Origin of the sequence: Parabacteroides sp. D25, assembly GCF_000307475.1 — a bacterium.
GTDB classification, from domain to species: Bacteria; Bacteroidota; Bacteroidia; order Bacteroidales; family Tannerellaceae; genus Parabacteroides; species Parabacteroides distasonis.
On record NZ_JH976505.1, the window covers coordinates 362,085 to 385,434 of the forward strand.

At 50.4% G+C, this 23,350-nt stretch carries 30 protein-coding genes; 15 read left to right on the forward strand and 15 right to left on the reverse strand.

Translation table 11 applies throughout. The features are described from left to right. The first annotated feature begins 78 nt into the window (after nt 1-78). The 13 genes from HMPREF0999_RS15970 (at nt 79) to HMPREF0999_RS16030 (ending at nt 9,439) form a co-directional block, all read left to right on the forward strand. Complete coding sequence (locus tag HMPREF0999_RS15970) at nt 79-3,081, forward strand: N-6 DNA methylase (RefSeq protein ID WP_005832101.1); 3,003 nt, start codon at nt 79-81, stop codon at nt 3,079-3,081. A 15-nt stretch (nt 3,082-3,096) separates the two neighbouring features. Further along, nucleotides 3,097-3,297: a hypothetical protein gene (locus HMPREF0999_RS15975; protein WP_005832102.1), complete on the forward strand. Its 201-nt coding sequence runs from the start codon at nt 3,097-3,099 to the stop codon at nt 3,295-3,297. 11 nt (nt 3,298-3,308) lie between these two features. After that, entirely contained in the window at nt 3,309-3,806 is a 498-nt protein-coding gene (locus HMPREF0999_RS15980) for a hypothetical protein (protein ID WP_009276377.1), read from the forward strand. Between the two features lie 20 nt (nt 3,807-3,826). Next, nucleotides 3,827-4,141, forward strand: coding sequence for a hypothetical protein (locus tag HMPREF0999_RS15985; protein WP_005647143.1), 315 nt, complete (start codon nt 3,827-3,829; stop codon nt 4,139-4,141). A gap of 12 nt (nt 4,142-4,153) precedes the next feature. Next, nucleotides 4,154-4,522: a hypothetical protein gene (locus tag HMPREF0999_RS15990; RefSeq protein WP_005647142.1), complete on the forward strand. Its 369-nt coding sequence runs from the start codon at nt 4,154-4,156 to the stop codon at nt 4,520-4,522. A 20-nt stretch (nt 4,523-4,542) separates the two neighbouring features. Next, nucleotides 4,543-4,830 carry a hypothetical protein gene (locus HMPREF0999_RS15995; protein ID WP_005647140.1) on the forward strand — a complete coding sequence of 96 codons (288 nt, stop codon included), beginning with the start codon at nt 4,543-4,545 and terminating at the stop codon, nt 4,828-4,830. Between the two features lie 90 nt (nt 4,831-4,920). Beyond that, nucleotides 4,921-5,850, forward strand: coding sequence for a hypothetical protein (locus HMPREF0999_RS16000; protein ID WP_005832104.1), 930 nt, complete (start codon nt 4,921-4,923; stop codon nt 5,848-5,850). A gap of 37 nt (nt 5,851-5,887) precedes the next feature. Further along, a complete protein-coding gene (locus HMPREF0999_RS16005; RefSeq protein WP_005832105.1) occupies nt 5,888-6,475 on the forward strand; it encodes a hypothetical protein in 588 nt (195 codons plus the stop codon). After that, the gene (locus HMPREF0999_RS16010; RefSeq protein WP_005832107.1) at nt 6,472-7,104 is read left to right on the forward strand and encodes a hypothetical protein; all 633 of its coding nucleotides are present in this window, start codon (nt 6,472-6,474) and stop codon (nt 7,102-7,104) included. The genes HMPREF0999_RS16005 and HMPREF0999_RS16010 overlap by 4 nt, the downstream gene beginning before the upstream one ends. Nucleotide 7,105: 1 nt before the next feature. Then, nucleotides 7,106-7,315, forward strand: coding sequence for a hypothetical protein (locus HMPREF0999_RS16015; protein WP_005647134.1), 210 nt, complete (start codon nt 7,106-7,108; stop codon nt 7,313-7,315). A gap of 12 nt (nt 7,316-7,327) precedes the next feature. Beyond that, complete coding sequence (locus tag HMPREF0999_RS16020) at nt 7,328-8,350, forward strand: LPD29 domain-containing protein (protein WP_009276378.1); 1,023 nt, start codon at nt 7,328-7,330, stop codon at nt 8,348-8,350. A 10-nt stretch (nt 8,351-8,360) separates the two neighbouring features. After that, on the forward strand, nt 8,361-8,726 hold the full coding sequence (locus HMPREF0999_RS16025) for a hypothetical protein (protein ID WP_009276379.1): 366 nt from the start codon (nt 8,361-8,363) through the stop codon (nt 8,724-8,726). A gap of 2 nt (nt 8,727-8,728) precedes the next feature. Next, entirely contained in the window at nt 8,729-9,439 is a 711-nt protein-coding gene (locus HMPREF0999_RS16030; RefSeq protein ID WP_009276380.1) for a hypothetical protein, read from the forward strand. A gap of 60 nt (nt 9,440-9,499) precedes the next feature. Here HMPREF0999_RS16030 and HMPREF0999_RS16035 read toward each other — a convergent pair whose 3' ends face one another. After that, the gene (locus tag HMPREF0999_RS16035) at nt 9,500-9,844 is read right to left on the reverse strand and encodes a hypothetical protein (protein ID WP_005647127.1); all 345 of its coding nucleotides are present in this window, start codon (nt 9,842-9,844) and stop codon (nt 9,500-9,502) included. A gap of 322 nt (nt 9,845-10,166) precedes the next feature. Here HMPREF0999_RS16035 and HMPREF0999_RS16040 point away from each other — a divergent pair, with 322 nt between their 5' ends. Further along, complete coding sequence (locus HMPREF0999_RS16040) at nt 10,167-10,457, forward strand: DUF4120 family protein (RefSeq protein ID WP_009276381.1); 291 nt, start codon at nt 10,167-10,169, stop codon at nt 10,455-10,457. 44 nt (nt 10,458-10,501) lie between these two features. Further along, nucleotides 10,502-11,428: a hypothetical protein gene (locus tag HMPREF0999_RS16045; protein ID WP_009276382.1), complete on the forward strand. Its 927-nt coding sequence runs from the start codon at nt 10,502-10,504 to the stop codon at nt 11,426-11,428. A gap of 76 nt (nt 11,429-11,504) precedes the next feature. On the opposite strand, the gene HMPREF0999_RS16050 is transcribed toward HMPREF0999_RS16045, so the two are convergent. The 14 genes from HMPREF0999_RS16050 to HMPREF0999_RS16115 are packed head-to-tail and all read right to left on the reverse strand — an operon-like array spanning nt 11,505 to nt 23,155. Beyond that, entirely contained in the window at nt 11,505-12,020 is a 516-nt protein-coding gene (locus tag HMPREF0999_RS16050) for a glycoside hydrolase family protein (protein WP_008779475.1), read from the reverse strand. 13 nt (nt 12,021-12,033) lie between these two features. Continuing rightward, nucleotides 12,034-12,540, reverse strand: a complete 507-nt coding sequence (locus HMPREF0999_RS16055) for a DUF3872 domain-containing protein (protein ID WP_009276383.1) — start codon at nt 12,538-12,540, stop codon at nt 12,034-12,036. Between the two features lie 39 nt (nt 12,541-12,579). Further along, nucleotides 12,580-13,446: a toprim domain-containing protein gene (locus HMPREF0999_RS16060; protein WP_009276384.1), complete on the reverse strand. Its 867-nt coding sequence runs from the start codon at nt 13,444-13,446 to the stop codon at nt 12,580-12,582. A 12-nt stretch (nt 13,447-13,458) separates the two neighbouring features. Further along, nucleotides 13,459-14,031, reverse strand: coding sequence for a conjugal transfer protein TraO (locus HMPREF0999_RS16065; RefSeq protein WP_009276385.1), 573 nt, complete (start codon nt 14,029-14,031; stop codon nt 13,459-13,461). Between the two features lie 2 nt (nt 14,032-14,033). Beyond that, complete coding sequence (traN, locus tag HMPREF0999_RS16070) at nt 14,034-15,017, reverse strand: conjugative transposon protein TraN (protein WP_009276386.1); 984 nt, start codon at nt 15,015-15,017, stop codon at nt 14,034-14,036. Between the two features lie 23 nt (nt 15,018-15,040). Next, on the reverse strand, nt 15,041-16,309 hold the full coding sequence (gene traM, locus HMPREF0999_RS16075) for a conjugative transposon protein TraM (RefSeq protein WP_009276387.1): 1,269 nt from the start codon (nt 16,307-16,309) through the stop codon (nt 15,041-15,043). Beyond that, nucleotides 16,302-16,607, reverse strand: coding sequence for a TraL conjugative transposon family protein (locus tag HMPREF0999_RS16080; protein WP_005644331.1), 306 nt, complete (start codon nt 16,605-16,607; stop codon nt 16,302-16,304). Before HMPREF0999_RS16080 ends, traM begins: the two co-directional genes overlap by 8 nt. A gap of 12 nt (nt 16,608-16,619) precedes the next feature. Next, complete coding sequence (traK, locus tag HMPREF0999_RS16085) at nt 16,620-17,243, reverse strand: conjugative transposon protein TraK (protein ID WP_005644329.1); 624 nt, start codon at nt 17,241-17,243, stop codon at nt 16,620-16,622. Nucleotides 17,244-17,266: 23 nt separating this feature from the next. Continuing rightward, entirely contained in the window at nt 17,267-18,271 is a 1,005-nt protein-coding gene (traJ, locus tag HMPREF0999_RS16090; RefSeq protein WP_009276388.1) for a conjugative transposon protein TraJ, read from the reverse strand. Between the two features lie 19 nt (nt 18,272-18,290). After that, nucleotides 18,291-18,920: a DUF4141 domain-containing protein gene (locus tag HMPREF0999_RS16095; RefSeq protein ID WP_005644326.1), complete on the reverse strand. Its 630-nt coding sequence runs from the start codon at nt 18,918-18,920 to the stop codon at nt 18,291-18,293. Nucleotides 18,921-18,959: 39 nt separating this feature from the next. Further along, nucleotides 18,960-20,012 carry a hypothetical protein gene (locus HMPREF0999_RS16100; RefSeq protein WP_010184469.1) on the reverse strand — a complete coding sequence of 351 codons (1,053 nt, stop codon included), beginning with the start codon at nt 20,010-20,012 and terminating at the stop codon, nt 18,960-18,962. Beyond that, nucleotides 20,009-22,528 carry a TraG family conjugative transposon ATPase gene (locus tag HMPREF0999_RS16105; protein WP_009276389.1) on the reverse strand — a complete coding sequence of 840 codons (2,520 nt, stop codon included), beginning with the start codon at nt 22,526-22,528 and terminating at the stop codon, nt 20,009-20,011. The genes HMPREF0999_RS16100 and HMPREF0999_RS16105 overlap by 4 nt, the downstream gene beginning before the upstream one ends. Beyond that, entirely contained in the window at nt 22,525-22,857 is a 333-nt protein-coding gene (locus tag HMPREF0999_RS16110; RefSeq protein ID WP_009276390.1) for a DUF4133 domain-containing protein, read from the reverse strand. Before HMPREF0999_RS16110 ends, HMPREF0999_RS16105 begins: the two co-directional genes overlap by 4 nt. 1 nt (nt 22,858) lies before the next feature. Then, nucleotides 22,859-23,155: a DUF4134 domain-containing protein gene (locus tag HMPREF0999_RS16115; protein ID WP_004310646.1), complete on the reverse strand. Its 297-nt coding sequence runs from the start codon at nt 23,153-23,155 to the stop codon at nt 22,859-22,861. Nucleotides 23,156-23,350: the final 195 nt, after the last annotated feature.

A 23,350-nucleotide genomic window follows, 5' to 3' on the forward strand; every position in this document is an offset into this window, starting at 1 on the left:
CATGATAAGATTTACACAGCACCCCGTAAGGCAATCCTTGCGGGGTGTTTTCATTTTTAACGATAAACAGATAAAGTCATGTATGCCATCATCCCCCAACAGATACCGCAAGGTATGCGTGCCGAAGTCAACGAGAAGATACTTTTCGCCATAGACTCCGGCAAGAACCTCATTCCGGCGGAGAGCATCTACAACTGCTATACCGGTATCGGAGGGCTGCACAACCTCAAACAGTCCGACTTTGCCAGCTACCACGAGTATGCCGAAGCGAAGAAGGAGTTCGAGATGGGACAGTTCTTCACCCCGCATGAAATATGCCGGGACATGGTGGATATGCTGTGTCCTGTCTCATCCGAAATGGTTCTTGACATGTGTTGCGGTATGGGCAATTTCTTCAACCATCTGCCCAACCCGCATAATGCCTACGGCTTCGACATAGACGGCAAGGCCGTGTCTGTCGCACGATACCTCTACCCGGAAGCCCATATCGAGAAATGCGACATCCGGCAATACTATCCGGAACAACGTTTCGATGTTATCATCGGCAATCCTCCTTTTAACTTGAAGTTCGACTACAAACTGTCGCAGGAATACTATATGGACAAGGCTTACGATGTGCTCAATCCGGCAGGAATCCTGATGGTCATCGTGCCCTGTTCCTTCATGCAGAGCGGGTTCTGGGAGAAGACACGGATAGCCGGTATAAACGGCAGATTCTCATTTGTCGGTCAGACGAAGTTGGGCCCGTCAGCCTTTGCCGCAGTCGGAGTCCATGACTTCAATACGAAAATCATGGTATTTCTCCGTAAATCGGGCCACATCAAGATGCAGGCTTACAACGCGGAAGAATTCATAACGGCGGACGAGCTGAAAAAGCGCATCGGCGAGGCAAGGGCGATGAAACACCGGTTGCGTTTCGACCTGATGCGCGAAACCAACCGGATCAACAAGGAAGAACTTGAGCTGTTCGAGTACAAACTTGCCAAGTACATGTACGAGCTGAAGGCGCACGCCAAGTTGAACAAACATATAGACAAGGCGGAAGCGTTGGTCACGAAGTTCCGTAACCAGAAACCGCCTGAGAACGCCACGCGGGAGCAGGTGGAGCAATGGGAGAAGAACAAACTGACCCCGAAGAAAGTGCTTGCCGTCATCCGCAGGTACATCACCTCGCAAAATACCGTACCTCGCAAGGAAGTGGCATTGGTGAAGACCTCATACGGCTTCAAACTGAAACAATATGCTCCGCGACTCCTTGACAAAGTTCCGCACAAGGCGGCAAGTATCAACGACCTCGTGCTGGAACGTACTGAACTGCCCATGCCGGAAGTGCCGACAGAAAAGAACATGCATCAAATCCGTGCGGCGGAGAAACTGATCCGACGCAAGCGGAGAGAGTACGAAATGCAGAACCGGCAGTTCCCGGAAATGGAGGAAGATGGCAGGCTGAAAGAATACCTGGACCGGTGTGCATTCATCAACAAGGACGGCGAGACCTGCGAGTTTACCACGCTCCAGAAACACGACCTGAACCTCGTCTTGCAGAAACGCCACGCGCTGCTGAACTGGCAGCAAGGCTCTGGCAAGACAGCCGCCGTGTACCATCGTGCCAAATACCTGCTCAAATTCCGCAAAGTACGGAATGTCATCATACTGGCTCCTGCCATCGCCACCAATATGACATGGATACCCTTCCTCTCGATAAACAGGGAACAGTTCCGGGTGGCAAGGAACAATGCCGACCTGGAAGCTGTGCCGGAAGGCGTGTTCATCGTCCTATCCACCTCCATGCTCGGCAAGCTGAAACGGGGCATGGCAAGGTTTGTCAAACGCAGTTCAAGAAAACTGTGCCTTGTTTTCGACGAGTCGGACGAGATAACCAACCCGTCGTCACAACGTACAAGGCATATCCTCGGTCTCTTCCGCCGCCTCAAATACAAGATACTCGACACCGGTACGACCACACGCAACAACATCGCCGAACTGTACAGCCAGTTTGAGCTGTTATATAACAATTCCATAAACATGGTCTGTTGGAGCAGTCGTGTGTACCACGAGAACAGGGACAAGGAGATAGAGGAAGATAACAATCCGCACTATGGTGAGCCGTTCCCCGCTTTCAGGGGGCATGTGCTTTTCCGTGCCTGCCACTGTCCGGGGAAATCCACCGTGTTCGGCATTGAGAAGCAGAACCAGGATGTCTATAACAAGGAGGAGCTGGCCGGCCTTATCGGGAAGACCGTCATTACACGCAAGTTCAGGGACTTTGCAGGAGAGAAATACAAGATACGGACACATACCGTCAGCCCGTCCGACGGCGAGCGTGAGGTTTACCGTGTCATCATCGAGGAGTTCTGCCGCATCTGCGAACTGTATTACAACAGCACGGGGGATGCAAAGAAGGATGCCGGACTCCGGCTTATGCGCCAGATCAAGCTGCTCATCAAGGCCTGCTCCGTCCCACACCTGATAGAGGGCTATTCCGGAGACGGGATTCCGAACAAGACAAGGTACATCGAAAGGCTGGTACGGAAGATACCCGGCAAGGTGGCTGTCGGCTGCACGTCCATAGCCGCATTCGACCTTTACGAGAGCCGTCTTCGCGAATGTTTTCCTGACCGTCCCGTATTTGTGGTCAAGGGCGACGTGGCGTTCAAGAAACGGCAAAGCATCGTGACGGAGTTCGATTCCACCATCAACGGCATACTGGTATGCACGCAGCAGAGCCTGAGCAGTTCGGTGAACATACCCACCTGCAACGACGTGATACTTGAATCCCTGCAATGGAACATCCCGAAGATGGAGCAGTTCTACTTCCGTTTCATCCGTCTCGACTCCAAAGAGCTGAAGGACGTGCATTATGTCACCTACAAGGACTCCGTGGAGCAGAACCTGATGGCGCTGGTGCTTACCAAAGAGCGGCTGAACGAGTTCATCAAGACGGGCGAAGTAAAGGAACAGTCGGAAATCTTCGAGGAGTTCGACGTCACCATGTCCGTCATCGAGAGCCTGCTGGTCAGGGAACGGGACAGCGAAGGCAAGATACACATCAGCTGGGGAAGCCAGCGCATCATGAACTGAAAAATGGAAAAACAAATGAGAAACCGCAGATTCCATTCCACAGGCAAAGGTAGCCCGCCCCCTTACCGGCAGGGCAAGGTCATGCCGCAAGCGGTTTTCGGGAAAATCATCCTCGCCGGAGGCTCCGGTATTATCCCGAAAAACCCTGCACTGCCGGGGTGCGGACCTTTTGGAGCCTGTGGAATGAAATCCCCGGTTCCGAATCATAAACTATAATGAAGAATATCATGGACTTGAATCAGGCAGAAGTGGCAGTGACCACGCAGCATCTCATAGACATGGGGCAGGAAAAAGACAACCTGCTGCAAATGTCCGACTTCGGCGACATGGGGGAATTCCTGTGCACCTGCTCCGAACTGTTTCCCGAAGAGGAAACTCCGGAATACAGGTACACGAGATGGGAGGAAATCCCGGACCTGCTCATCAACCGGGAATGGCTGTGTTCCAACTTCTTCGAGATAAGGGAGGCGATGGAACAGCTGGAGGAACCCGACAAGGATTGCTTCTTCGACTGGTGTGACCGTTACGGGCATGACATCAGTACGGAAGACCCGCACCTGCTGGTGGCGCACTATATCGAACTTTATGGAAATGCGGCCTATATCGACGATGAGCCTTGCCCGGACAGCGGGGATGACAGCCTGCTGTACTATCCGGGCATATCAAGCAACTATTTCGACACGGGTATTCCCCGCTTCGAGGTATTCGATGACAATTACGATTAAAGCGTATAAACATATACAAGATGGAAATCAACTTCAAAGGACCGGTAATGCCGGTTGACCCCTATTCGCAAATGGCGTTTGTGGAGATACTGAACATTCTCCTGACGGCAGGGCACATCGTGGATGTGAACAGGTTCCTGATAAACAGGAATGCCAATCCGCTATTCGGCTCGTTGTCAGGATATTTCAGATGGTCATTCTCCGACAACCACTTTACCCTGTGGCAACGGGTGGAATACAACTCGCCGCTCTGCTTCAGCCGGCGCATATTCAGCATCCATTTCGGGATGCTGGCAAGCCGTGACAGGAAAAGAGACAATACGGTAATGAACTAAAAACATATCAATATGAGTCACCAGGTAATTACAAGAATGGCATACAATGCCAAAACCAAGCAGATAGAAACTTGGCAGCATTCCAACAACGTGTGGCCGACAACAGACCATTTTTATGCATTGGATGTGAAAACAGACGAACAGATGTTTGAATTCATAACATTGATAGCAAACGGATTGTGGCAAGGGCGCAAATGGCGTAAAGCATTCAAGACACTTTTTGAAGAATATCCGGAATTGGTCAGGTCCTCATACGAGCACGAGCTTAGAGGCCAACCTTGGAAGGCATACTGTGCCATTTGCAAAAAATATGAGGAACTTGCCCAAAGCAAATGCAATGAAATAGTTGCGCGATTCAGGCAACTTACCGGGATTGTCTGACCCAAACAGATGCAAAATATATGGAAGAGATAAAGATTTCAAACAGACAAATCGCGCTGATGGCTTTCGACCGGTTGCGCAAGGAAGACAAGACAGATTCCGCATTGAAACTCGCACGGTGTATGCTGCATGGCACAAGCATATCTCTTGGCATAGGTGATATCGACTGGGAGATAGACAGGGCAATACAGCAGTGCGGAGGAGTGCCAAGAACAGGATACAGATACACGGCTTATTTCCACTTCAACCGGAATACGGAAATGGCAAAGGAAATATATGACAAGATCGTGAAGGAACTGTATGGTTAGGAAACAACACGGAGGCGGCTTGAAGGCCGCTTCCGTCATTTATAACGGTATGTACGGGAAAAGGAATCCTGCCGTACACAGGTAACAGAAATGGATGAACAGAAAACATTGACATTGGATTTCATCAAATCCCTGATGGAACCGGCCTATACACTAATATGGACGGACTACAATGACAATCTTGACAATCATTGCGGACTGATTCAAAAATGCCTTGACAGCAAGAGCCGCGAACATTTGTGGGAAAAGGCAGACGAGTGGTACAGCGATGCCGAATGGGAAGCTGTCCGTGAGATTATTGCGAAACTGAAAGAGGAATGTGCCGTATTCCATGACTTTGACGGGGAAGCGGTCGATGACTTCTTCGATGAATACGAAGATGAAATCCGTGACGAGATTTACAGCCGCAACGATTCGGACGTGGTGAAGGAATTGGTAAGGCACACGGACGACATTCCTATCCGTGTGGAGATGCTTTCCAACTATGACTGCATCAACTCCAACTGGTTTGAATCGCAAGGCGGTTACAGGTACGAGGAATCCTACTTCGGGGACATGGTGGACAGCCTGAACCTCAATCCGGCGAGAGTAAAGAAAATCTTGACAGAGCACGGCTACAGGGCTTACGGGCGTTTCCCGAACCGTAAGAACCGGAACGGCAAGGAGCAGGTTTCCTACGAACAATTCTACGAGGAACTTATCAATTCCTGCTGCGGGGCGAACCTGCTGACTTACATCGGCAGGGTAAGCCTGAAAGAGCTGTATGAAGCCGACTTTTCATTGAAAGAGGTCATTATCCCCAAAGGCAACTGTTGCGGACTTTTCAGTTCGACGTATGGTGGTGGAAGCCTGCTTGAAATGGAACTGAAACGGGACGTAAAGCTGAAATTGGAAGTCAAGGACTATCATGGTTTCCGCTTCCGGCTGGATGACGAACGTTCCAAATATGACTGTTCGGTCCGGCATGTATATGGGGTGGACGACTCCTTTTTCGGAGATGCGGTTCGCATTGTATCCTGATAAAATCAACTAATCAACAATCAAATCATAGAAGATTATGGAAAAATACGATGTAAAAGTAAGGTACATCTTCGAGGGTACTTACACAGTGGTGGCGGAAGACCGTGAAGAAGCGGAAAGCATGGTGGCGGAAGACTGCGGTCTGGTATTGGGCGGCAACATCCACACAACGCGGGATGACGATGAAGTGACGGACTGGAAGTTCGGTTGTCATCCGGACTTGCAGGTTCTCTCCGTAAGGCAGCGAGGCGGGAAATCCCCCATGTCGGTGTTCGGAGACAGGATCGAAGAACTGCGAAAAGACATCATCGAAGCGATACGGCAGTTGCTCCATGACCATGCCATGAACGCGATACGGTTTCCGGAAGAGGATTATGACCCGGTCTGGGTGATATGGTTTGGCAAGAACGGAGACCCCTACGAATGCAGGGTGACAGGACTCCGGGTAACGGACAGCAGCCTGACCGTCCTTGCCGAAGAGAAAGAAAGCGGTGATGAAGTGGAATGTTACAGCCCGTTCGAACTCGGAGCCAGTAACATCGACTGGCTTTCCGGAATGTATGAGGCTGTATGGCAGCAACTGGAAGAGAGCAAAAAAGTAGAACCACAAACTGAAGAACAATGAAATATCAAGCGGAAAACGCAGTCTCCAGCTTCTTCTACTATATGTGGAACGCCTGGAGCAAGGAAGAATGCAAGGCCGTATTTGGAGATATGTACCGGCACTTCTGGGATAAATGGTCCGCATTGGCGGACAAGTCCATATTCGGCGCGGCGGAACGGTTCTTTGCCGAGTTATCGGAAAACAACCAGAAATTGCTCGTGGAACGTGCCGTTACACTCTATGACGGCAGGGCTTTCAGAAAAGAGCCGGACGATTCCGACATCCTTGTCTGTAAAGAATGCGGTTCACGGCAGTTGGAAATCCAAGCATGGATAAACGCCAATACGGATGAACGTATCAGCTATGTGCATGATGACAATAACGGGCTGTGGTGCGATGGGAAATGGTGCGAAGAATGTGGCGTTCAGGTCTTTTTCTGTACTAAGGCGGAGTTCACACAAAAGATGCAGGGCTGGTGGGAGTCGTGCGGTTTTGAAACAAAGGAACAAATCACAGGGTTGAAAGTCTGTGACTCTCCGCCTTCCGAAAACACGCAGACATTCATTGATGCGGCAGACCAATGGTGGAACAGCCGGGACTACGAACATAAACGGGAAATTTACAACAGGTATAATTCTAAAAACGAATAATATGCAGATTAACATCATTGAACAGATTAGCAACTCATGCAGTTGCAGCCATATGGAAGCGCAGGAATACTTGGATTCTGAAATCCGGTACCTGCGCGAGTTGCAGGAGGCGGACGACCTGAGGGAAGATGACATCGAAATGGCGTGCAGCAACCTCGGACTTGACCTTGACAACCAGGAATATTTTATCAACCGCCTCGCAGGGGCATAAATACCTATAGCTATGGCTTATTTTCATAACATACATTCATTGGCGGACCTGAAGAAGGAATACCGCCGTCTGGCATTGCAGCACCACCCGGACAAGGGTGGCGACACTGCCATCATGCAACAGGTGAACACCGAGTTTGAAAGGCTTTTTGAAGTCTGGAAAGACAAACCGGATGTCTCTGCCGCATCAACCGGGTATGAACATGACTATTCGGGTGCCACGGCAAAGGAATATACCGAGTACGTGTATAATGAATACCGTTGGAAAGGTCGCAACTACAAAGGGCAACATGCCCCTGAAATCGTAGAACTTGTGAGAACTTGGCTAAAGGAAACCTATCCGAGATATAAGTTCTCCGTCAGACGGGAGAACTACAATTCCATTTACATCAAACTAATGAGTGCGGACTTTGAGGCGTTCACCAGGGAATCCGGCAAAGTGCAGGATCATATCAACCACTACAACATAGAGCGGAACCCCGATCTTACAGACCGTGCCAAGGAGGTGATGCTGAATGTCTGTGACTTTGTCATGTCATACAACTTCGATGACAGCGATGCGATGACGGATTATTTCCATACCAATTTCTACCTGACATTGGCTATAGGGAGTTACCGGAAGCCTTACAAGGTGGAACTGCCGAAACTTGACTGCAAGGGAAAGGACAAGCCGGAAGTGTTCAAGCATCCCGAAGGTCCGGCACACAAGGCCATCAGGCAGGCGTTGGGCACAGCCCGTTTCGATTTCATCGAACACAGGAGGCATTCCGGCGAAATGATACTCGGAGAAGACCATTACGGCTCACACGGAGAGCATTATTTCTGGCCGAAGGATTATTCAAGCGCGAAACTGGCTCAGAAACGGATCGACAAATTGGAGAAAGCCGGTATTCGGTGCAAGCTTACCGGATATAACGGCGGTTACATTCGTTTTATCGGCTACACTCCCGAAGCAGAAGCGTTACTGGAGAAGGAACGACAGGAATACATCACCGCCCATCGGCAATGGCAAACCAAACAGACAGTAATCAATTAAACTTATCAATATGGAACCGAACAATTTGAACGAATGGTGGGGCGGACAGCCCGACGGACTGAAACAGGCATTCTCTCTTTTTCCCGATGGACGGTGGAAAGAGGCGGACCTGTATTTGCGAATCAATATCCGTAATTACTGCCTCCTGAAAAAAGGAGGGCTGCTTCCCGAAGACAAGGACCGCTCGATGCTCAACGAAATTGTCTGTGAGCTGGCCGATACGGAGCTGTGCCGTGCAAATGGAAAGACACTCGAAGACATGTGCGATACGGACGGGGCTTTTCTGGAAGAGTACCAGGAACTGTTCAACCGGATATACGATGAACTGGAAATGAGAATTACGGATTATATGAACGGACAATCAAAAAAAATGTAACAATGAAAGCAAAAGTGTTCAAGTACAAGTCTGACGGGAATACCGTCGTGGCTTCTTATATGGAACTGGAGCCGTATGCGAAGAATGTATATCTCTCCCTGTCGAGAAAGAACGAATACGGGAATGAAGACGATGACTGTTTCCATGTGGTCTGCCGGATTGAAAACGTTTATTTTTCCAGCGGGCAGTATTCACGCCGGTTTCTCAAGGGAGAAGGTTGCAGAGAGGAAGCCGCCACCTATTGCAGGAACTGGATTGCGGATACGCTTCAAAGTGCGGAAAGAGGAGCCTTCGTCAATTTGATCTCCGTCCGCGTGTTCGAGGCTCTCGGACTTGATACCACTTCCCTGGTGCAAGCCCGTGAGGAGTATAAAAGAATACAGGAGCAGAAACGCAGGGAGCAGAAGGAGAAAGAGGCGAAAGAGCGCAGAGTGCAGGAAGAGCAACATCAGTGGCTGCTCAATGAACAGAAACGGAAATTCCTGGACGGGGAACGGATCACGGGAGAAATGTTCCTTGAAATCACCGGAAGGGACGGTTTTGACATCCATATCAGAACCAAAGGGACATTCAATAGGCATGTGAGGGGCATTGACAGGAACGGCACCGTCAGTTTCCGGAAAATCAAGGGCTGCCGGACTCCGGACTTTACCGGATGCCATAAGGCCGTGTCCGCCTATCTGGCGTTCATTACAGAAAAAGAGGGCAAATAATTAAATCCGGAGCGGTAACGGTCTGCTCCATGCAGCTGTTACCGCTACCGGCTTCCGGCCTCACAATTCACGGTTCAGCGCCATTGCCAGCGGAAACATCAACCGGTTATAGGCTTTAAGCTTTTGCAAATTCAGCACATATCCGGCATAGGGATTGGTCAGATCGGTATAGAAGAATACATCGGTAAATCCTGCGTGTTCCTCCACGACTTCACCCTCCAACGGAATCTCCTCCACATTGAACCGCTCCAGAGGCAGTTCTTCCAGACGGGTCTGTTCCGCATTTCCCAACACATTGAGGTTACGGTTAAACAGCACGAATCCTTTCTTCCTGTAATCCACACGCATACCGTACGGACGCTCCACAAGGAAAGCATCCGCCGCTTTCTTTATATAGTTTTCCATAAAACTGAAATTAGAATTGCAAAAATACATCTTTTGTCCGGCAATGGCGAACAAATCAGGAAGAGAATCGCCACAGACCATGCAAAGCACACTACCGTGTATTTTATTTCCCACCCTGCAAAGGTAGTCCCGTGTCCGGTGTACCCTGTCAATGTCAGGCCCCTTGCGGGGTTGGCTGAAAGAAAATCATCCTCGCCTGACGGCTGCGGTATTTTCTTTCGCCAAACCTTGCGGGTACTGCCACGGGACAGTCAGGCAGGTGAGAAATAAAAATACCGGCTCCCGGAGCCGGACATGTTTAACAGATAAAATACAATGAATCATGAAAATCCTGAATCAAGAACATTTCGAGAATGTTAAGCGTTATGCCGAATCCATCGGTGACACCTCACTCCAGAAATGCCTGGAACGGTTGAAGAGCTGGGAAGAAAATCCTGACTGTCCCAGCGAAATCTCACTCTACTATGACCATGCCCCGTACTCGTTCGGCTTCACCCAATGCTATCCCGATGGAAGGACGGGCATCGTGGGCGGCCTGCTCTATCACGGAATACCGGACCGTTCTTTCGCCGTGACACTACAGCCGTTCCATGGATGGCAGATACACACCTGATGAGAGGCAAACGACAATATTAACTTTATAAAATTCAATTCAATATGGAAACGACATTGGCAGTAATGGAAAGACAACAGCAGTTTGACTTCCAGAAAAACGGAATTGAAGTGATGAACTTCGAGACACTTCAACGCACCTATAAAGAAAATGACATCTACAACAATCCGGTGCAGGGCATCTACCATTATCAGGTCATCCGGCGCATGATGGACATCTGCGAGAAATACAATCTCGATTATGAGGTGGAAGAAATCTTCGCTGCCCAGAACAGAAACAAGACACAGCCGGGAGTGAGCATCCTCCCGCAGGTAGAACAGACACATGGCGAAAAAGCCGTGGAAGCCCATATCCTGCGCCGTATTTTCGCTACTATCCGGATCAGAGATTGGGAGACAGACGAGCTGACAACCACACTGGTCGTCGCCTACCACCAGGACGGCATACAGGCAGCCATAGGCCCCTGCGTGAAGATATGCCATAACCAGTGCATCCTCTCACCGCAGCGGAGCATCTGCAATTACGGGAAAAAGAAGGTGACAACCGATGAGCTCTTCGAAACCGTGGACGGCTGGCTGGCCAATTTCGAGGTGAACATGAACGAGGACATCGAACGGATACAGCGGTTGAAACGCAGGATTGTCCCGATGGAGGAAATCTACCTGTACATCGGCCTGCTGACAGCCTTGCGCGTTTCCCATGACAGTTCGGACAGAAACCTGTCATCCACTGTGGAAACCTACCCGTTGAACCAGAGCCAGATTTCTGTCTTCACGGAAGAGGTGCTGAAACTGGCCATGAGCAAAGGACAGATTACCGCATGGGACCTGTACAATGTAGCCACTGAAATATATAAGCCCGGGAAAACAGATTTTCCGGCTCTCATTCCGCAGAACGGAGCCATGGCGGAACTGCTGCTTTCCCGTCTCTCTGAAGAGGTGGAAGTACAGTATGCCGTTCCGATAAACTGACATGCAAGCTTCTCAAGCCAAAGAAATAAGGGAGAACCTGACAGTGATAACAACTGAAAGATTCTCCCTTTTTCATTTACTCTTCAAAAAGCAGCATGAATTCCACCTTCCTTCTCCGTTCGATGCTCGGAACCACTTTTCCTTTATAGCACCTGAAAGAGACATATTCCTTGTAAATATTGCGGTCTCCCGACTCCAGCTTCTTTAACAGACGGCTTTTCGGTCTTTTTCCATATCCTTTTAATCTGTAGGGTCCCACATTATATGAAAGGACTGCTGCCAATAAAGAATCACGCCCCAGATAACTGAACATGCGGCACAGCTTACGGAGGTCTTCCCTCAGAATGGAGTCTCCCTGCGCTTTGGAGATGCTGTTGGTAAACCTCTCCCCGGGAAGAACCTTGTGACCCCACCCGACATAAGGCCAATGCTTTTTCTCTCCATGCCAGCCCTCGAATCGCTTGACACACTCGACCGCAAGACTGAACCTGTCCGGACTTGCCTTTACCGGATTCTCCGCCCTTGAAGGCATACCCGGAAAAAAGACCGTGGCGGAAAGTACCGCAAACCATATTGCTTTTAACTTCATCATAGGCAGGACCGGCTTAGTGTCCGACAATTGTGACCGGCAATTCCTTACTATCCGCAGTCACGACGGAATCCTCGTCCTCCGTCTCGTTGTTGAAGTCAAAAGTCAATTGGTAAAGCTGTGCCGGTTCGCTGTTGTCCTCAAAATAGATGTCAATTGTCTGCTGATCTTCGCATTCAGAAGTGTAGTATAACCTGAACACCTCCCTGTCAAGGGGATAGCGGTCATTGGGCAGCAGCACCATCCCGTCATCCATGCGGAGCGTACCCTTGCCGTCCGGCTGGAAATAGCGGATGGTGTAGCGGGCATCGGAAAAATGTCCTTCACGTTTGAGTTCACAGCGTATTTCCACCGTCTCGCCTTTTACTATACGTGTGGGAACAGGCATGTTCTCCACCTTGAACGGATAAGACTGCTGTACTTCCATTTCATCAGAACAGGCGAACAACAGCAAAACCGCCAGACCCAGGAACAGGACTGCCACCATTCCGGCCAATCCTCTTTTTTTATTCATTGCATTCATATTCTATCAGATTTTAATACGTTATACTTTATTCGACACTTACAGGAACTTATGTTGCAGGTATTCATTCAGGTCCTTGTAGCCTTTATACAAAGAGGAACAATCCACCAGTTTATCCGCATAGCGTTTGCGGAGTGCCTCCAGCGTGCGCCGTCCGGCTTCATCCCGATCCAGATAACAGTTGACCCTCTCGTACCTGTCAAGAATAGGGAACGAGCGTTCCAGCAATGACACCGAGTTCAACACAAGATAGTCGTCTCCATATCCCAGACCGAGTTCCAGCCACGAAAGGCAGTCGATAAACCCCTCGAAGAGGTTGCATGTGTCCGAACCGTTATCCATCAGTGAAATGTCCTTAGGTGACAGGCTGGCCTTGAAAAACCGGTTGCGCAACTCGTATCCGTCGCTGACATTCCTGAATCCGATGGCGAAATACCGTTTCCCGTGCAAGGTATATCTGACTTCCCGACAGTTCGGTACAGCCACATCGCTGCTAATGCCGCGTTCCGCCAGATATCGGAGCAGGACTCTGTTGTATAGAGGCCCGAAGCGTACATCCGTGAAACTCTCCTTCTTGAGGAGATCCTCCCTGTCATTCTCATCAGTGCGGGAAACGGTCTTGTGCTCGGGGGCGAGGCCGCCCCATGTCTCTGTGATGAACCTGGCCTGCGCCTTGAAATCCCCGCTGCCGATAAACTCCCCGGCAAGATTGAATATGTCACCTCCCTGCCCGGTGCCGAAGTCATGCCAGATTTCCTTTCGTACATTCACCTGGAACGAGGCGGTGCGTTCCTCCCGGTACGGGGCCAGATACCAGTATTCGTCACCCCGTCTTCTTGCCGGTTCATATCCCATCCTTGCCAGAAAAGCGGCGATAGGGATAGCTTTTATCTCTTCTATAGTCATAGATGTACAGTTTTAATGGATAATGAATTTGATTCCCAATCCGAATTGGGTTGTAAACAGATCCAGGGAACTTCCCCACAAGGCACGTTCCCGGATATTGGCAAGCAGGACAATGCGGTCTGTCAGGTAAGTCTCAAGTTCCAGGGTTATCGCACCGCCATAGACAAACGCATCCTTGGCGAGCAGCGTTGAACCGTCAAACAGCATCCTGTCTCCCCAATTCACGGTTTCATAGCCGGCCAGTGCGGAACCGCCGATGGAGAGAAAGACCGTCCTGGTCGGGTCCGACAGGAATTTCAGGTAATAGCCGCCTTCTGCCGTAAACTGTGCGCAGGGCACATTCACGTTCCGGTACCCGTAATTCTTCATCAGATACTCGGCACCTATGACCCAACGGTCGGCTCTTTTGGTATATCCTGAAACGGCAAATCCGGCATAATGATTCAAGGGGGATTTCGAGCCGTTCGCAAATCCTCCGCGCAGTTCCACGCCCTTCATCCCGGGCAGATACCGCTGGGCATGTGCCCGCCCCGGGAACAGGGCAAGCGACACGGCTGTAACGAATAGGAACAGATACTTCTTCATGGCTACTTCACTTTAAGTTCGTTTATAACTCTGGCTCTCACGATATCTTCACTTTCCACGGTGAAGGTCTGGTGCCTTCCACCGCTTTTCTCGTGCATTTCCACCACCAGCACCTTGTCCGAGGGAATGGTGAATTTGTCCAGGACGAAAACGGTGCGCCCGTCCTTTTTCCCTGCGACAGTTGTTACATAGTCGTAAGCACGCAAAGGAAATATCACCTGTTCCTGGATGGCGGTACGTTTCATCACCTTCTTGTCCACAATCTTGAATGTCACGAAATCCACTTCATAAGGTACGTTGGACCGGTTTCTGATTTGTGTATGAAAGTACAGCAGCCCGTTATGGGTGTAAAGACCGCGCAGCAGGTACTGGATGCCGAACGCCTTGCTCCCGATATGCTTGATGTGCCTTTTGTTGTCCTTGTGGACAGACTTCGAGATGAGATATACCAGTTTCGGAGACTCGCTGCCGAGTTCCTTCAGGTAAATGTCAAGGGCGTTGTTGGGACGGTTCACTTCGCTTCCGTCATGGATGAAATCCTTCATCTCGATGTTCAGCAACAACGGTTCTTCCGCATACTTTACATTGAATGTATAGAAACTTCCGCTTTCGGTTATCACGGACATGTTGGTCTCCTCACGGAAATTCTTTACGGTAGCCTTTACACGGATGACATTTTCCGCACCGTCCGCCTTGCCTGCAATGAGGTTCGGCGATCCGAGGTCCACATAACGCACCGAAGACGGGAAGATGATATGCGTGGTCTTGTCGTAAGTCACTTCCAGACCGTACGGCGGTATCATCCGGTCGAAAGTGAGTTTTCGGGTCAGCCCGTGATAGAGGTCCCCGTCTTCCTCTTTTTGGGGATACACTTCCTTGACCGGTGTGATTCCTTTGTTTACTACCGCTGTACTGTCGGTTTCAGTCTGGGCAAAGGCACCCATGGTGCCCCCTGCAAGGGCAAGCATTACAAATAACTTTTTCATGTTGATTGAATTTTAATGGGTTGTCATTGATTGTCATTCTGATAAAGCATCAGGGTATAGCCGGATTTGAGATGCACCTTCTCTTCACGCATCTTCCGGGAGATGTACTGCGAGACACCCTGTATGGCACCCTTCCCGAGTTCGGAAAGCAGCTGGTCGCCTGCAGACTGGTTGGTGATGGAGATGCTCGTGCCGAGATTCTGCCCCAAATTGGCGGCAACCTCCTTGACGGCGTTTGCTTCCATGGATCCCGGAATGAAGATGCCTTCCTGTCCGTCATTGTCATACACGGCAAGTTTCACGGGGATGATGGTACCGCCATATTCCACCTGAAGGATATTGACGTGAAGCCTTTCTCCCTGTATGCGCCCTTCTCCGATGAGCAAGGAGTTTTTGGGAAGGACATGCTTTCCTACACGCATCGGTTCTTGCAGTCTCATCCTCACGCCCTGACCGCTGATTACAGTCTGGTTCCCGTGGATGCAGGCCCGTATGGTATTCCTCACGTCTTTTTCATCCCTGTGACCAATCGGGGTATGGAATTTTTCCGCCAATCTCCTTCCCGTTAATGGCACGGAATCCCGGATCGGTTGCGGCAACGATGAAACCACGGGAGTGGAGACCAGCCCGACGGGAACGGCCTTCATGTTTCCATCCCGTCCGGCTTCTTCATCCTCCGGGCGGCTGTCCATCCTTTTGCCGCCATTACCCGGCATGTACTTGGCTGCGAGCTCGTAGGACTTTTCCAAAAGTGCCACCTGTTCCTCATAACCCGGCTGTGCATTCTGTGCGGCAACCGTCTGCTTCAGTTGTTCCACCTCGGCTTTCAACGCCTCCTTTTCCGGGTCTTCCTGCGGTGACTCGTAAAAGTTGCCGAGAGTCCTGTTGATGTTATTGTAGGCGGAGACGGATGAAGAGCGGGCTTCATTCCTACTGTCACTTGCACGTGGACTGCCATCCTTGGTATCCGCATCCGATGACAATGCCACGACAGCTCCGGAGTTTTCATCCGCAACACCTGAGAAGTCTCCCAGTGTACGCATTTTTTCCGCCTGTTTGCGCTTTATGTCAGCCTGCTCATAGGCGGCAATCTTGTCTTCCTCTATGCCGGCTCCTCTCGGGTCAGGCAGTTCGGTATTGAAGCCCGCATTTTTCTCCTCCTTTTGTTTGTCCTCTTCGGACGGTGCGAAAATGAGCCACATCGCACCGAGGAAGAGAAGGAACATCCCGGCAAAAACCAGGTATTTCCTGATTTCCAGCCTCTGTTTTAATTTATTAATATCATTACTCATTTTCTTTCTGATTGAATCGGTTAAAAAACTCTTCCATCTCTTGCACCCTTTTATCCGGGAGTGTATCGGCAGGAACGATATCCGGAATGTCCAACGGGGCTATCTCAATGATGTCCCGCTGTACATCTTCCCGCCCGATGTCATAGATGGCGCGGAAAATCAGATAGAAATTTCCGAGAGCAAACAGGACAGCCAGCACGATGACTGTCAACATTCTCTTTTCCGGAGAAAGCCCGGCACACAAACCCCGAAGCTTTTCTGCAACGGTTTCCTTGATTCTTACAAACATTTGTTTCATACATTCAAAATTTTAACGGTCATACACTTTGATATCCCTGTTCTCCACCACACGGAAGGCTTCAAGGATGAAACCGTGCGGATTATTGTCGCTGCGGGTGGAGTTCAGCAGCCTGCCACGTGTGACAAGGCTGCGTTCGGTCACACTCTTCTCCCTAATAATGGAGAGTTTCGCATAGGTCACGACCTCATACGGATAGGTATTGAAATCGCACCTGACACTGTCAATCCCAATCCGCTGGCTCATGTTTCCCGAAATGATCCGGTTGTAATATCCCTGCTCTGCCAAATCCACATAATGGGCATAGGCAGAACGGTCACTGAGGAACATGGCCCGTTGGATATTACCCTCAATCGCACTCTTGTCAGGGGATAACGTAAAGAACAGTTCATGGAACCTCCTGACATGCTCCCTTGCCTCCACCGGACGGTTCTGCTCCAAGTCCTGTGAAAGGGCCAGCATCAACGACTTTCCTTCATCCAGGACATAGATCTTCTCCCGTTGCGCTTCCGCAAAACTGTAAGCCTTCCACACGGAAAAAACCACAAGTAGCGTGCATACACACAGATAGACAATCCCGAACAGACGCAGCTGTCGGAAGCTGGTCTCGATATTCTTCAATGATTTGAATTCCATTCTGTAAATGTTTTATACTGTTATTACTTGATAAGCCTTCCGGCAATGTTTCCCACCGCTGCTCCTGCCGTACCAGCCGCCAGGGAACCGGCCTGGGATGCCCTTTGGTTCACATTCTTGAGGTAGTTGCCTGCACCGCCTCCGGCTTGCACAATCCAGTTTGATACGGTCGGTATGGTGAAATACCCGATGATGCCGATAATGAGGAAAGTGATGTAAACCGCGTTTGAACTGTCGGGGATGAAATCCGGATCGGAAAGCCGCTCGATATCCCTCTGTAGCATCAGCACCTGGATTCTCGCCAGCACACTGCTGAACAGGTCGCTGACAGGAAGCCAAAGGTAGATGCTGATATAGCGGACGAACCACTGGCTGAGAGAAGCTTGGAAACCGTCCCAGCAGGAGATGGCGAAAGAAACCGGACCGAGTATCGAAAGGACTATCAGGAAGAATGTCCTCAGCGTGTCGATGACCAGCGCCGCCGCATTGAACAGGAGTTCCAGCAGTTCCCGGAAGAAATTCTGTACGGCCCTTTTCATGTTGTACATCGCGCGGTCCACATACATCCCGCAGGCTTCTATAGCGTCAAACGCACCCAGCTCGTCCAGCCTGTTGTCAAAAGTCTCCTTGTCGACCAGATAGGCTGTCTCGGGATTCCGTTTCATCGCCTCAATCTCCAGCTTGTCCTTCTGTGCCCGGTACTCGTTCATGTCAAAGGTCTGCGACTCCAATATGGTATGGGTCCCTTTCACGACGGGCGAGAGGATGCTGTTCAGCGTACCCAGAACGAGTGTCGGAAAGAACATGATACAAAGCCCCAAAGCGAACGGACGCAAAAGCGGAAAGACATCCACAGACTCGGCACGTGCCAGAGCCTGCCATACACGATACGCCACATAGAAAAGCGCTCCCAGACCGGCAAGGCCTCTTGCCACACCGGTCATCTTTGAGCAGAGCGGCATCATTTCCACATACAGATTCTGTAAAATCTGATGCAGGTTGTCAAAATCTATAGCCAACAATAACATAATGAAAGCGGATTAGGAATTACCAATAACGTTCGTTCGGTGAGCCGTAGAGTGCCATCACGCGGTCTAGGTCGTTCTGTTTCTTGGCGCGCAGGTAGGACACCCCGATGTTCTTGTTGGTGTAATACTGTACCAGACTGCGGTTTTGCAACATGTCGTTGTAGCAGCGGTCGATGATATCCATCCTTTCCTTGTCGTTCATGGAAAGCCCGTTCTCGTTGACCACCGTCTTCAAATCGTTCAGCAAATGGGCACTTTCTTCCAGCAGTTTGGTGTATCCCAAAGCAATCGCGCTCAGTTCTTCCGGCGTAAAATACGGGTCGCTGAGCATACGCTCGAAGCTGGTGACATAGATGTCCGTGATATCGCCCACCATCAGGATGGTCTGCTGTACCTTGCGGGCATCACGGACAAGGTTCTTGACCTTGCGAAGCCCGTCGTAATACTCCTTGCCCTGCCGGTAGATTTTCACGGTTTCCTGAAAACTATTCGCCATATTGGTGGCAGTGGAGGATGTGTGAACGATGTTCTTGGCAGCATTGATGATTCCCTGCGCCAGATTGCCCGGGTCGCTCACTACCCATTGGGCTTTCGCTGTGAGGCTGACAAGGAAGCAGCCCATGCACAGCATAAGAATTTTCTTTTTCATGATGTTTCTATATTTAATTGTGAATAATTCTGTTAAAAGTCAGATTCCCATTTTCCGCCCTTTGGACGGCGGGTTCCGGAGGATGGTCCGTTGCGCCTGTCTCGGTCGGTTCTCTATTCCGGAATTCTCCCTCTTGCGTCTGATGGAGGCGAAGAGTTCGTCTGCATACGGCCTGCGTCCGGTCATTCTGACGAAACGGGCATCCAGCTCCCGGTAGGCTTTCTCTGCCTGACACGAGCGTTCCGTCGCGGAAACGTTCTTGTCTATGCCGTACTTGGCGAGAAAGTCAGGACTGATTTGCAGGATGTCGTGAACCACATCCGGTGAGGCCGCAATCCGTCCCAAAATCTCCAGTTCTCCATCCAGTCTTTCCAAATAGAAATCCGGCAGACGGACATCCTTGATGCTTTCCGCAGCCTTTTCCGCATTCCTGCATAGACGGCTTTCCAATATCACCCCCTCATCATATGCCGATTCCGGCCCGGAACGGTTCAGCCTGTCAAGCCTGTCATAATCATCCGCAAGCCCGTACCTGAGTGCCACATACCGTGAAGGTGGCATAAGATGCACGGCCAGGTTGCAGAGTTCCCACATGTCGCTCTCTTTCCGATGGAAGTCCAGAATCCGGACAGATGACCGCACTTCTTGCGGTGACGGACGTTCCTGCTTGCTTTCCGGATTTTCCTTCGAGTAAACATCCTGCATGAATGTGTACATGGCAAGCATTCGGTGGACAGGGACGGCTTCTTCAGGTCTGATATCCATAAGCCGGGAACCGTTCTTCTCCATGAAATAAGTATCTTTCAATGCCTCCATCAGTTCCGACCTGGCCGTTTCCGCCGTTTTTTCCGGTGTTGGGAACAGGTACGAGGCTGACAACAGGCAGGAGACTTGGGTAATCACATCCTCCGACTTCCTGTACCGCCTGACCAGTTCCGTCAGCTTCCGGTACTCTTTTTTCCGGACAAGTACCCTTGTCTGTTTCATCACTTCCGTCAACTCCTTGAGGCGCGGCTCGTCCAGATAGCGGCGCTGCTGTTCTTTTATCCATTCTTTCATTTCCATGATTCGTGATTGTTTTTCGGTTTTCATGTGATTCCAATCCCTTTCACCTGGCTCCGCTTGCTATCAGCCAACTGCCTGATGGCAAGCTCTATATTGCCTCCGAGTTTCTCCGTAAGCCGCATCAGCTCAAGTTTTTCGGTCTCTTCAGTGGTGTAGCACATATATTCTTCAAGCGACACCTCGGTGGCATAGACTGCTGACTGTGAGCCTCCGAGACCAATCCACACTTCCTTGTACTTTCGGGAAGGATTGTTTGCCATGTTGATGGAAAGTATCTGCGCCCGCTCCTTGTCGGTCAGACCGAGCAAGGTCTGGATCTCATCGAACTTGTTCATATACTTGCGCTGGTCAAGGAGAATCTTACAGTCACTATTATTAATGATGGTGCCCTTGACAATCGGAGAAGAAATGATGTCCTCCACTTCCTGGGTCACGACCACGGCCTCTCCGAAAAACTTTCGGACGGTCTTGAAAAGGTAGCGGATATAGTTGCTCATATTGGCGGATGCCAATGCCTTCCAGCACTCTTCGATAAGGATTATTTTCCGGATACCTTTCAACTTGCGCATCTTGCTGATAAAAGTCTCCATGATGATGATGGTGACAATCGGAAGTAGCACCTTGTTGTCACGGATATTGTCCAGCTCGAAGACAATAAACCGTTTGCCAAGCAAATCAAGCTGTCTGTCGGAATTCAACAGGAAGTCATACTCGCCACCCTTGTAATAAGGTTCCAACACATTCAGGAATCCCCACACGTCAAAATCCTTCTCACGGGTTCGCTTCTCTTTCAGGATATCCTGATACTCGTCACGGATAAACTCATAGAAGGTATCGAAGGAGGGTTTTATGCTGCTGTCCCTGCGGATTTTCTCCAGAAAGAGATTGACCGCATTGGATAGCGCCACCTCCTCGGCACGTGTCGGCGGCTCGTCGTCACGCTTCCACAGGGTAAGGATAAGCGTCTTGATGGATTCTTTCTTCTCGATATCGAAAATCCCGTCTTCCACGTAAAAAGGATTGAAAGCTATCGGATCTTTTTCTTCATAAGTAAAATAAATCCCGTCCTCGCCGTGTGTCCTGGCATGGATAAGGCTGCACAGTCCCTGATAGGAGTTTCCGGTATCCACCAACAGCACATGCGCACCCTGCTCGTAATACTGGCGTACCATGTGGTTGGTGAAAAAAGATTTCCCGCTGCCCGAAGGTCCGAGGATGAATTTGTTCCGGTTCGTGATTGTGCCGTTCTTCATCGGCAGGTCGGAAATATCCAGATGGACGGGTTTTCCGGTCAGGCGGTCCACCATACGGATGCCGAACGGGGAGAGCGAGTCCTTGTAGGAGGTTTCCCCGATGAACAGGCACAGGGCCTGCTCGATAAAGGTGTGGAAACTCTCCTCGGACGGGAAATCTCCGGCATTGCCGGGTATTGCCGCCCAGAAGAGGGTCGGTACATCCACCGTGTTGTGGCGCGGTTTGGCTTCCATCAACGCCAGCTGGCTGCCCACATCGTTCTTGATGCGCTTCAACTTTTCCCGGTCATCGCTCCATGCCATGACATTGCAGTGCGCACGGATGGAAACCAGCCCTTTGCTGTGTGCCTCGTTCAGGTACTCCTCAATCCATTCGCGGTTGATCTGGTTGGAACGGCTGTAACGGGAAAGCGAGTGCATGTTCCGTGCGGTCTGCTCGAATTTCCTGAGAATTTCAGCCGAATCATCAATGAAGAGATACTGGTTCACCACATGGTTGCAGGTAAGCAGGATGCCTATCGGTGCGGCAAAGGACAGCCGGCAGTCGCTCCGGTCTGTCGAGAGCCTTTCATACCGGCAATCGGTTGACACGTTCGACGGCAGGTCTTCCGGATCGGAAAGCGTATGAAGGCACAGGTAGTTGTCGCCCACCTTCATTTCTCCGGCACCGAGTGACAGATCCTGCAAGCAGGTAGCATCTTCCTGCGACATGGAAAAATACTTCTCGATGATGCCGGCGGAATTGTTGCTCCCGATGATCTCCTCATCCGTCAGGCGGATGATACGTAGCAGGCCGCTGTCGTTTACGATGCGTTCGAATTGTCCGCAGCACTCCATGAACCGGGTGACGGTTTCCTTGTCCTGCATTTCCTTGGGGATAATGAATCCCCTTGTAAGTGCATTGAAACTGCTGGTTGTCCGGCTGTGTTCCTTCGTGGTTTTCGTAAGGAACAGGTAACAGGTATGCTGCAAATACGGCCGCTCGTTGAAATGGCGTTCGAAACTGCGGCTCAGAAAGCTCAGGTCTTCCTTGCAGATATCCGGCTTATATCCCTCTTCGATGAAGAAGTCCTGCTTGTGTACGATGCTGTAGTTCGGCAAGATCTTTACCGCTTTTGCCCAGGTGGAGTGCATGGACTCGTACTCGGCACGTGTCAGCGTGAACAGTTCCGGCAGTTCCACCCGGTATGCCACGGTGATGTCCGCATCCTTGCTGATGATGCAGCCGTTCTCCACGGCCAACAGTGGAAACTTGCTTTCCAGCGTGGCTGTTTTCATTACGTTTTTCATGCTTTTCTGTTTTTAATGGTTGGAGAAAACAACCGGAGGAACTTTCTCCGGCTGATGATGTAGCGGGGATGGCTGCGCAGCGCATGGAGTTTCATAAGGCCCCATTCACCGTATTTCGAATTCATCCTGAAAGTGCCCCAGACCAGCACCGATGCGGAAACGACCCCGAAACCGATGCAGACCCACTGGTTGATACCTGCCATGTACATGACGACGAAGATTACGAACAACGCGAGCAATCCTCCCGCAAAGATGAACAGGTACTGGCTCTTGAGTCCCTTGAACTCCGGGCTGCGCCCAATCCCCTTGTTGACATTGAATTCCGCCATATTACAGGAAGAATGAGCGTAAGATGGTGGCAGCGACAATCAGGAAGATACACGCACCGAACCAGCTGGCGGCAGTCTTTGAGGTGTCCGGGTCGCCTGACGAGAACTTGGAATAGACCTTCACGCCTCCGATAAGGCCGATAACGGCACCGATAGCGTAAATCAACTTGGTGCCGGGATCGAAATACGAAGTGACCATATTGGTAGCTTCCGTAATTCCACCGATACCGTTGCCCTGGGCGGATGCCCCCATTGAAACCAGCAGCGTCATGGCTGCCAAAAAGAATCTTTTTTTCATGTGTCGAAACTTTTAATTAGTGAGACAAAAAATGATTTCGACTGCGAATATATAATGCTTAATTTATTGATTTACAAACTGTACGATATGTGACACCGTATGACATTACGTTACATCGGCAGGGAATTTTCAATCATTCAAAAAGGGTTTTCCTGGCAATATGAAACAGTAAAAACAGGATAAGGAGAAAGCGGC

What these genes read in the sequence shown, in the direction of transcription:
- HMPREF0999_RS16020 (WP_009276378.1), top strand. Translation starts at nt 7,328, where the DNA reads ATGGCTTATTTTCATAACATACATTCATTGGCGGACCTGAAGAAGGAA.
- traJ (WP_009276388.1), bottom strand. Translation starts at nt 18,271, where the DNA reads ATGTTATTGTTGGCTATAGATTTTGACAACCTGCATCAGATTTTACAG.
- HMPREF0999_RS16045 (WP_009276382.1), top strand. Translation starts at nt 10,502, where the DNA reads ATGGAAACGACATTGGCAGTAATGGAAAGACAACAGCAGTTTGACTTC.
- HMPREF0999_RS15990 (WP_005647142.1), top strand. Translation starts at nt 4,154, where the DNA reads ATGAGTCACCAGGTAATTACAAGAATGGCATACAATGCCAAAACCAAG.
- HMPREF0999_RS16080 (WP_005644331.1), bottom strand. Translation starts at nt 16,607, where the DNA reads ATGAAACAAATGTTTGTAAGAATCAAGGAAACCGTTGCAGAAAAGCTT.
- HMPREF0999_RS15970 (WP_005832101.1), top strand. Translation starts at nt 79, where the DNA reads ATGTATGCCATCATCCCCCAACAGATACCGCAAGGTATGCGTGCCGAA.
- HMPREF0999_RS16025 (WP_009276379.1), top strand. Translation starts at nt 8,361, where the DNA reads ATGGAACCGAACAATTTGAACGAATGGTGGGGCGGACAGCCCGACGGA.
- HMPREF0999_RS16100 (WP_010184469.1), bottom strand. Translation starts at nt 20,012, where the DNA reads ATGAAAACCGAAAAACAATCACGAATCATGGAAATGAAAGAATGGATA.
- HMPREF0999_RS16040 (WP_009276381.1), top strand. Translation starts at nt 10,167, where the DNA reads ATGAAAATCCTGAATCAAGAACATTTCGAGAATGTTAAGCGTTATGCC.
- HMPREF0999_RS15985 (WP_005647143.1), top strand. Translation starts at nt 3,827, where the DNA reads ATGGAAATCAACTTCAAAGGACCGGTAATGCCGGTTGACCCCTATTCG.
- HMPREF0999_RS16105 (WP_009276389.1), bottom strand. Translation starts at nt 22,528, where the DNA reads ATGAAAAACGTAATGAAAACAGCCACGCTGGAAAGCAAGTTTCCACTG.
- HMPREF0999_RS16015 (WP_005647134.1), top strand. Translation starts at nt 7,106, where the DNA reads ATGCAGATTAACATCATTGAACAGATTAGCAACTCATGCAGTTGCAGC.
- HMPREF0999_RS16030 (WP_009276380.1), top strand. Translation starts at nt 8,729, where the DNA reads ATGAAAGCAAAAGTGTTCAAGTACAAGTCTGACGGGAATACCGTCGTG.
- HMPREF0999_RS15975 (WP_005832102.1), top strand. Translation starts at nt 3,097, where the DNA reads ATGAGAAACCGCAGATTCCATTCCACAGGCAAAGGTAGCCCGCCCCCT.
- traM (WP_009276387.1), bottom strand. Translation starts at nt 16,309, where the DNA reads ATGAGTAATGATATTAATAAATTAAAACAGAGGCTGGAAATCAGGAAA.
- HMPREF0999_RS16000 (WP_005832104.1), top strand. Translation starts at nt 4,921, where the DNA reads ATGGATGAACAGAAAACATTGACATTGGATTTCATCAAATCCCTGATG.
- traK (WP_005644329.1), bottom strand. Translation starts at nt 17,243, where the DNA reads ATGGAATTCAAATCATTGAAGAATATCGAGACCAGCTTCCGACAGCTG.
- traN (WP_009276386.1), bottom strand. Translation starts at nt 15,017, where the DNA reads ATGAAAAAGTTATTTGTAATGCTTGCCCTTGCAGGGGGCACCATGGGT.
- HMPREF0999_RS16115 (WP_004310646.1), bottom strand. Translation starts at nt 23,155, where the DNA reads ATGAAAAAAAGATTCTTTTTGGCAGCCATGACGCTGCTGGTTTCAATG.
- HMPREF0999_RS16095 (WP_005644326.1), bottom strand. Translation starts at nt 18,920, where the DNA reads ATGAAAAAGAAAATTCTTATGCTGTGCATGGGCTGCTTCCTTGTCAGC.
- HMPREF0999_RS15995 (WP_005647140.1), top strand. Translation starts at nt 4,543, where the DNA reads ATGGAAGAGATAAAGATTTCAAACAGACAAATCGCGCTGATGGCTTTC.
- HMPREF0999_RS16055 (WP_009276383.1), bottom strand. Translation starts at nt 12,540, where the DNA reads ATGAATGCAATGAATAAAAAAAGAGGATTGGCCGGAATGGTGGCAGTC.
- HMPREF0999_RS16060 (WP_009276384.1), bottom strand. Translation starts at nt 13,446, where the DNA reads ATGACTATAGAAGAGATAAAAGCTATCCCTATCGCCGCTTTTCTGGCA.
- HMPREF0999_RS16005 (WP_005832105.1), top strand. Translation starts at nt 5,888, where the DNA reads ATGGAAAAATACGATGTAAAAGTAAGGTACATCTTCGAGGGTACTTAC.
- HMPREF0999_RS16065 (WP_009276385.1), bottom strand. Translation starts at nt 14,031, where the DNA reads ATGAAGAAGTATCTGTTCCTATTCGTTACAGCCGTGTCGCTTGCCCTG.
- HMPREF0999_RS16010 (WP_005832107.1), top strand. Translation starts at nt 6,472, where the DNA reads ATGAAATATCAAGCGGAAAACGCAGTCTCCAGCTTCTTCTACTATATG.
- HMPREF0999_RS15980 (WP_009276377.1), top strand. Translation starts at nt 3,309, where the DNA reads ATGGACTTGAATCAGGCAGAAGTGGCAGTGACCACGCAGCATCTCATA.
- HMPREF0999_RS16110 (WP_009276390.1), bottom strand. Translation starts at nt 22,857, where the DNA reads ATGGCGGAATTCAATGTCAACAAGGGGATTGGGCGCAGCCCGGAGTTC.
- HMPREF0999_RS16050 (WP_008779475.1), bottom strand. Translation starts at nt 12,020, where the DNA reads ATGATGAAGTTAAAAGCAATATGGTTTGCGGTACTTTCCGCCACGGTC.
- HMPREF0999_RS16035 (WP_005647127.1), bottom strand. Translation starts at nt 9,844, where the DNA reads ATGGAAAACTATATAAAGAAAGCGGCGGATGCTTTCCTTGTGGAGCGT.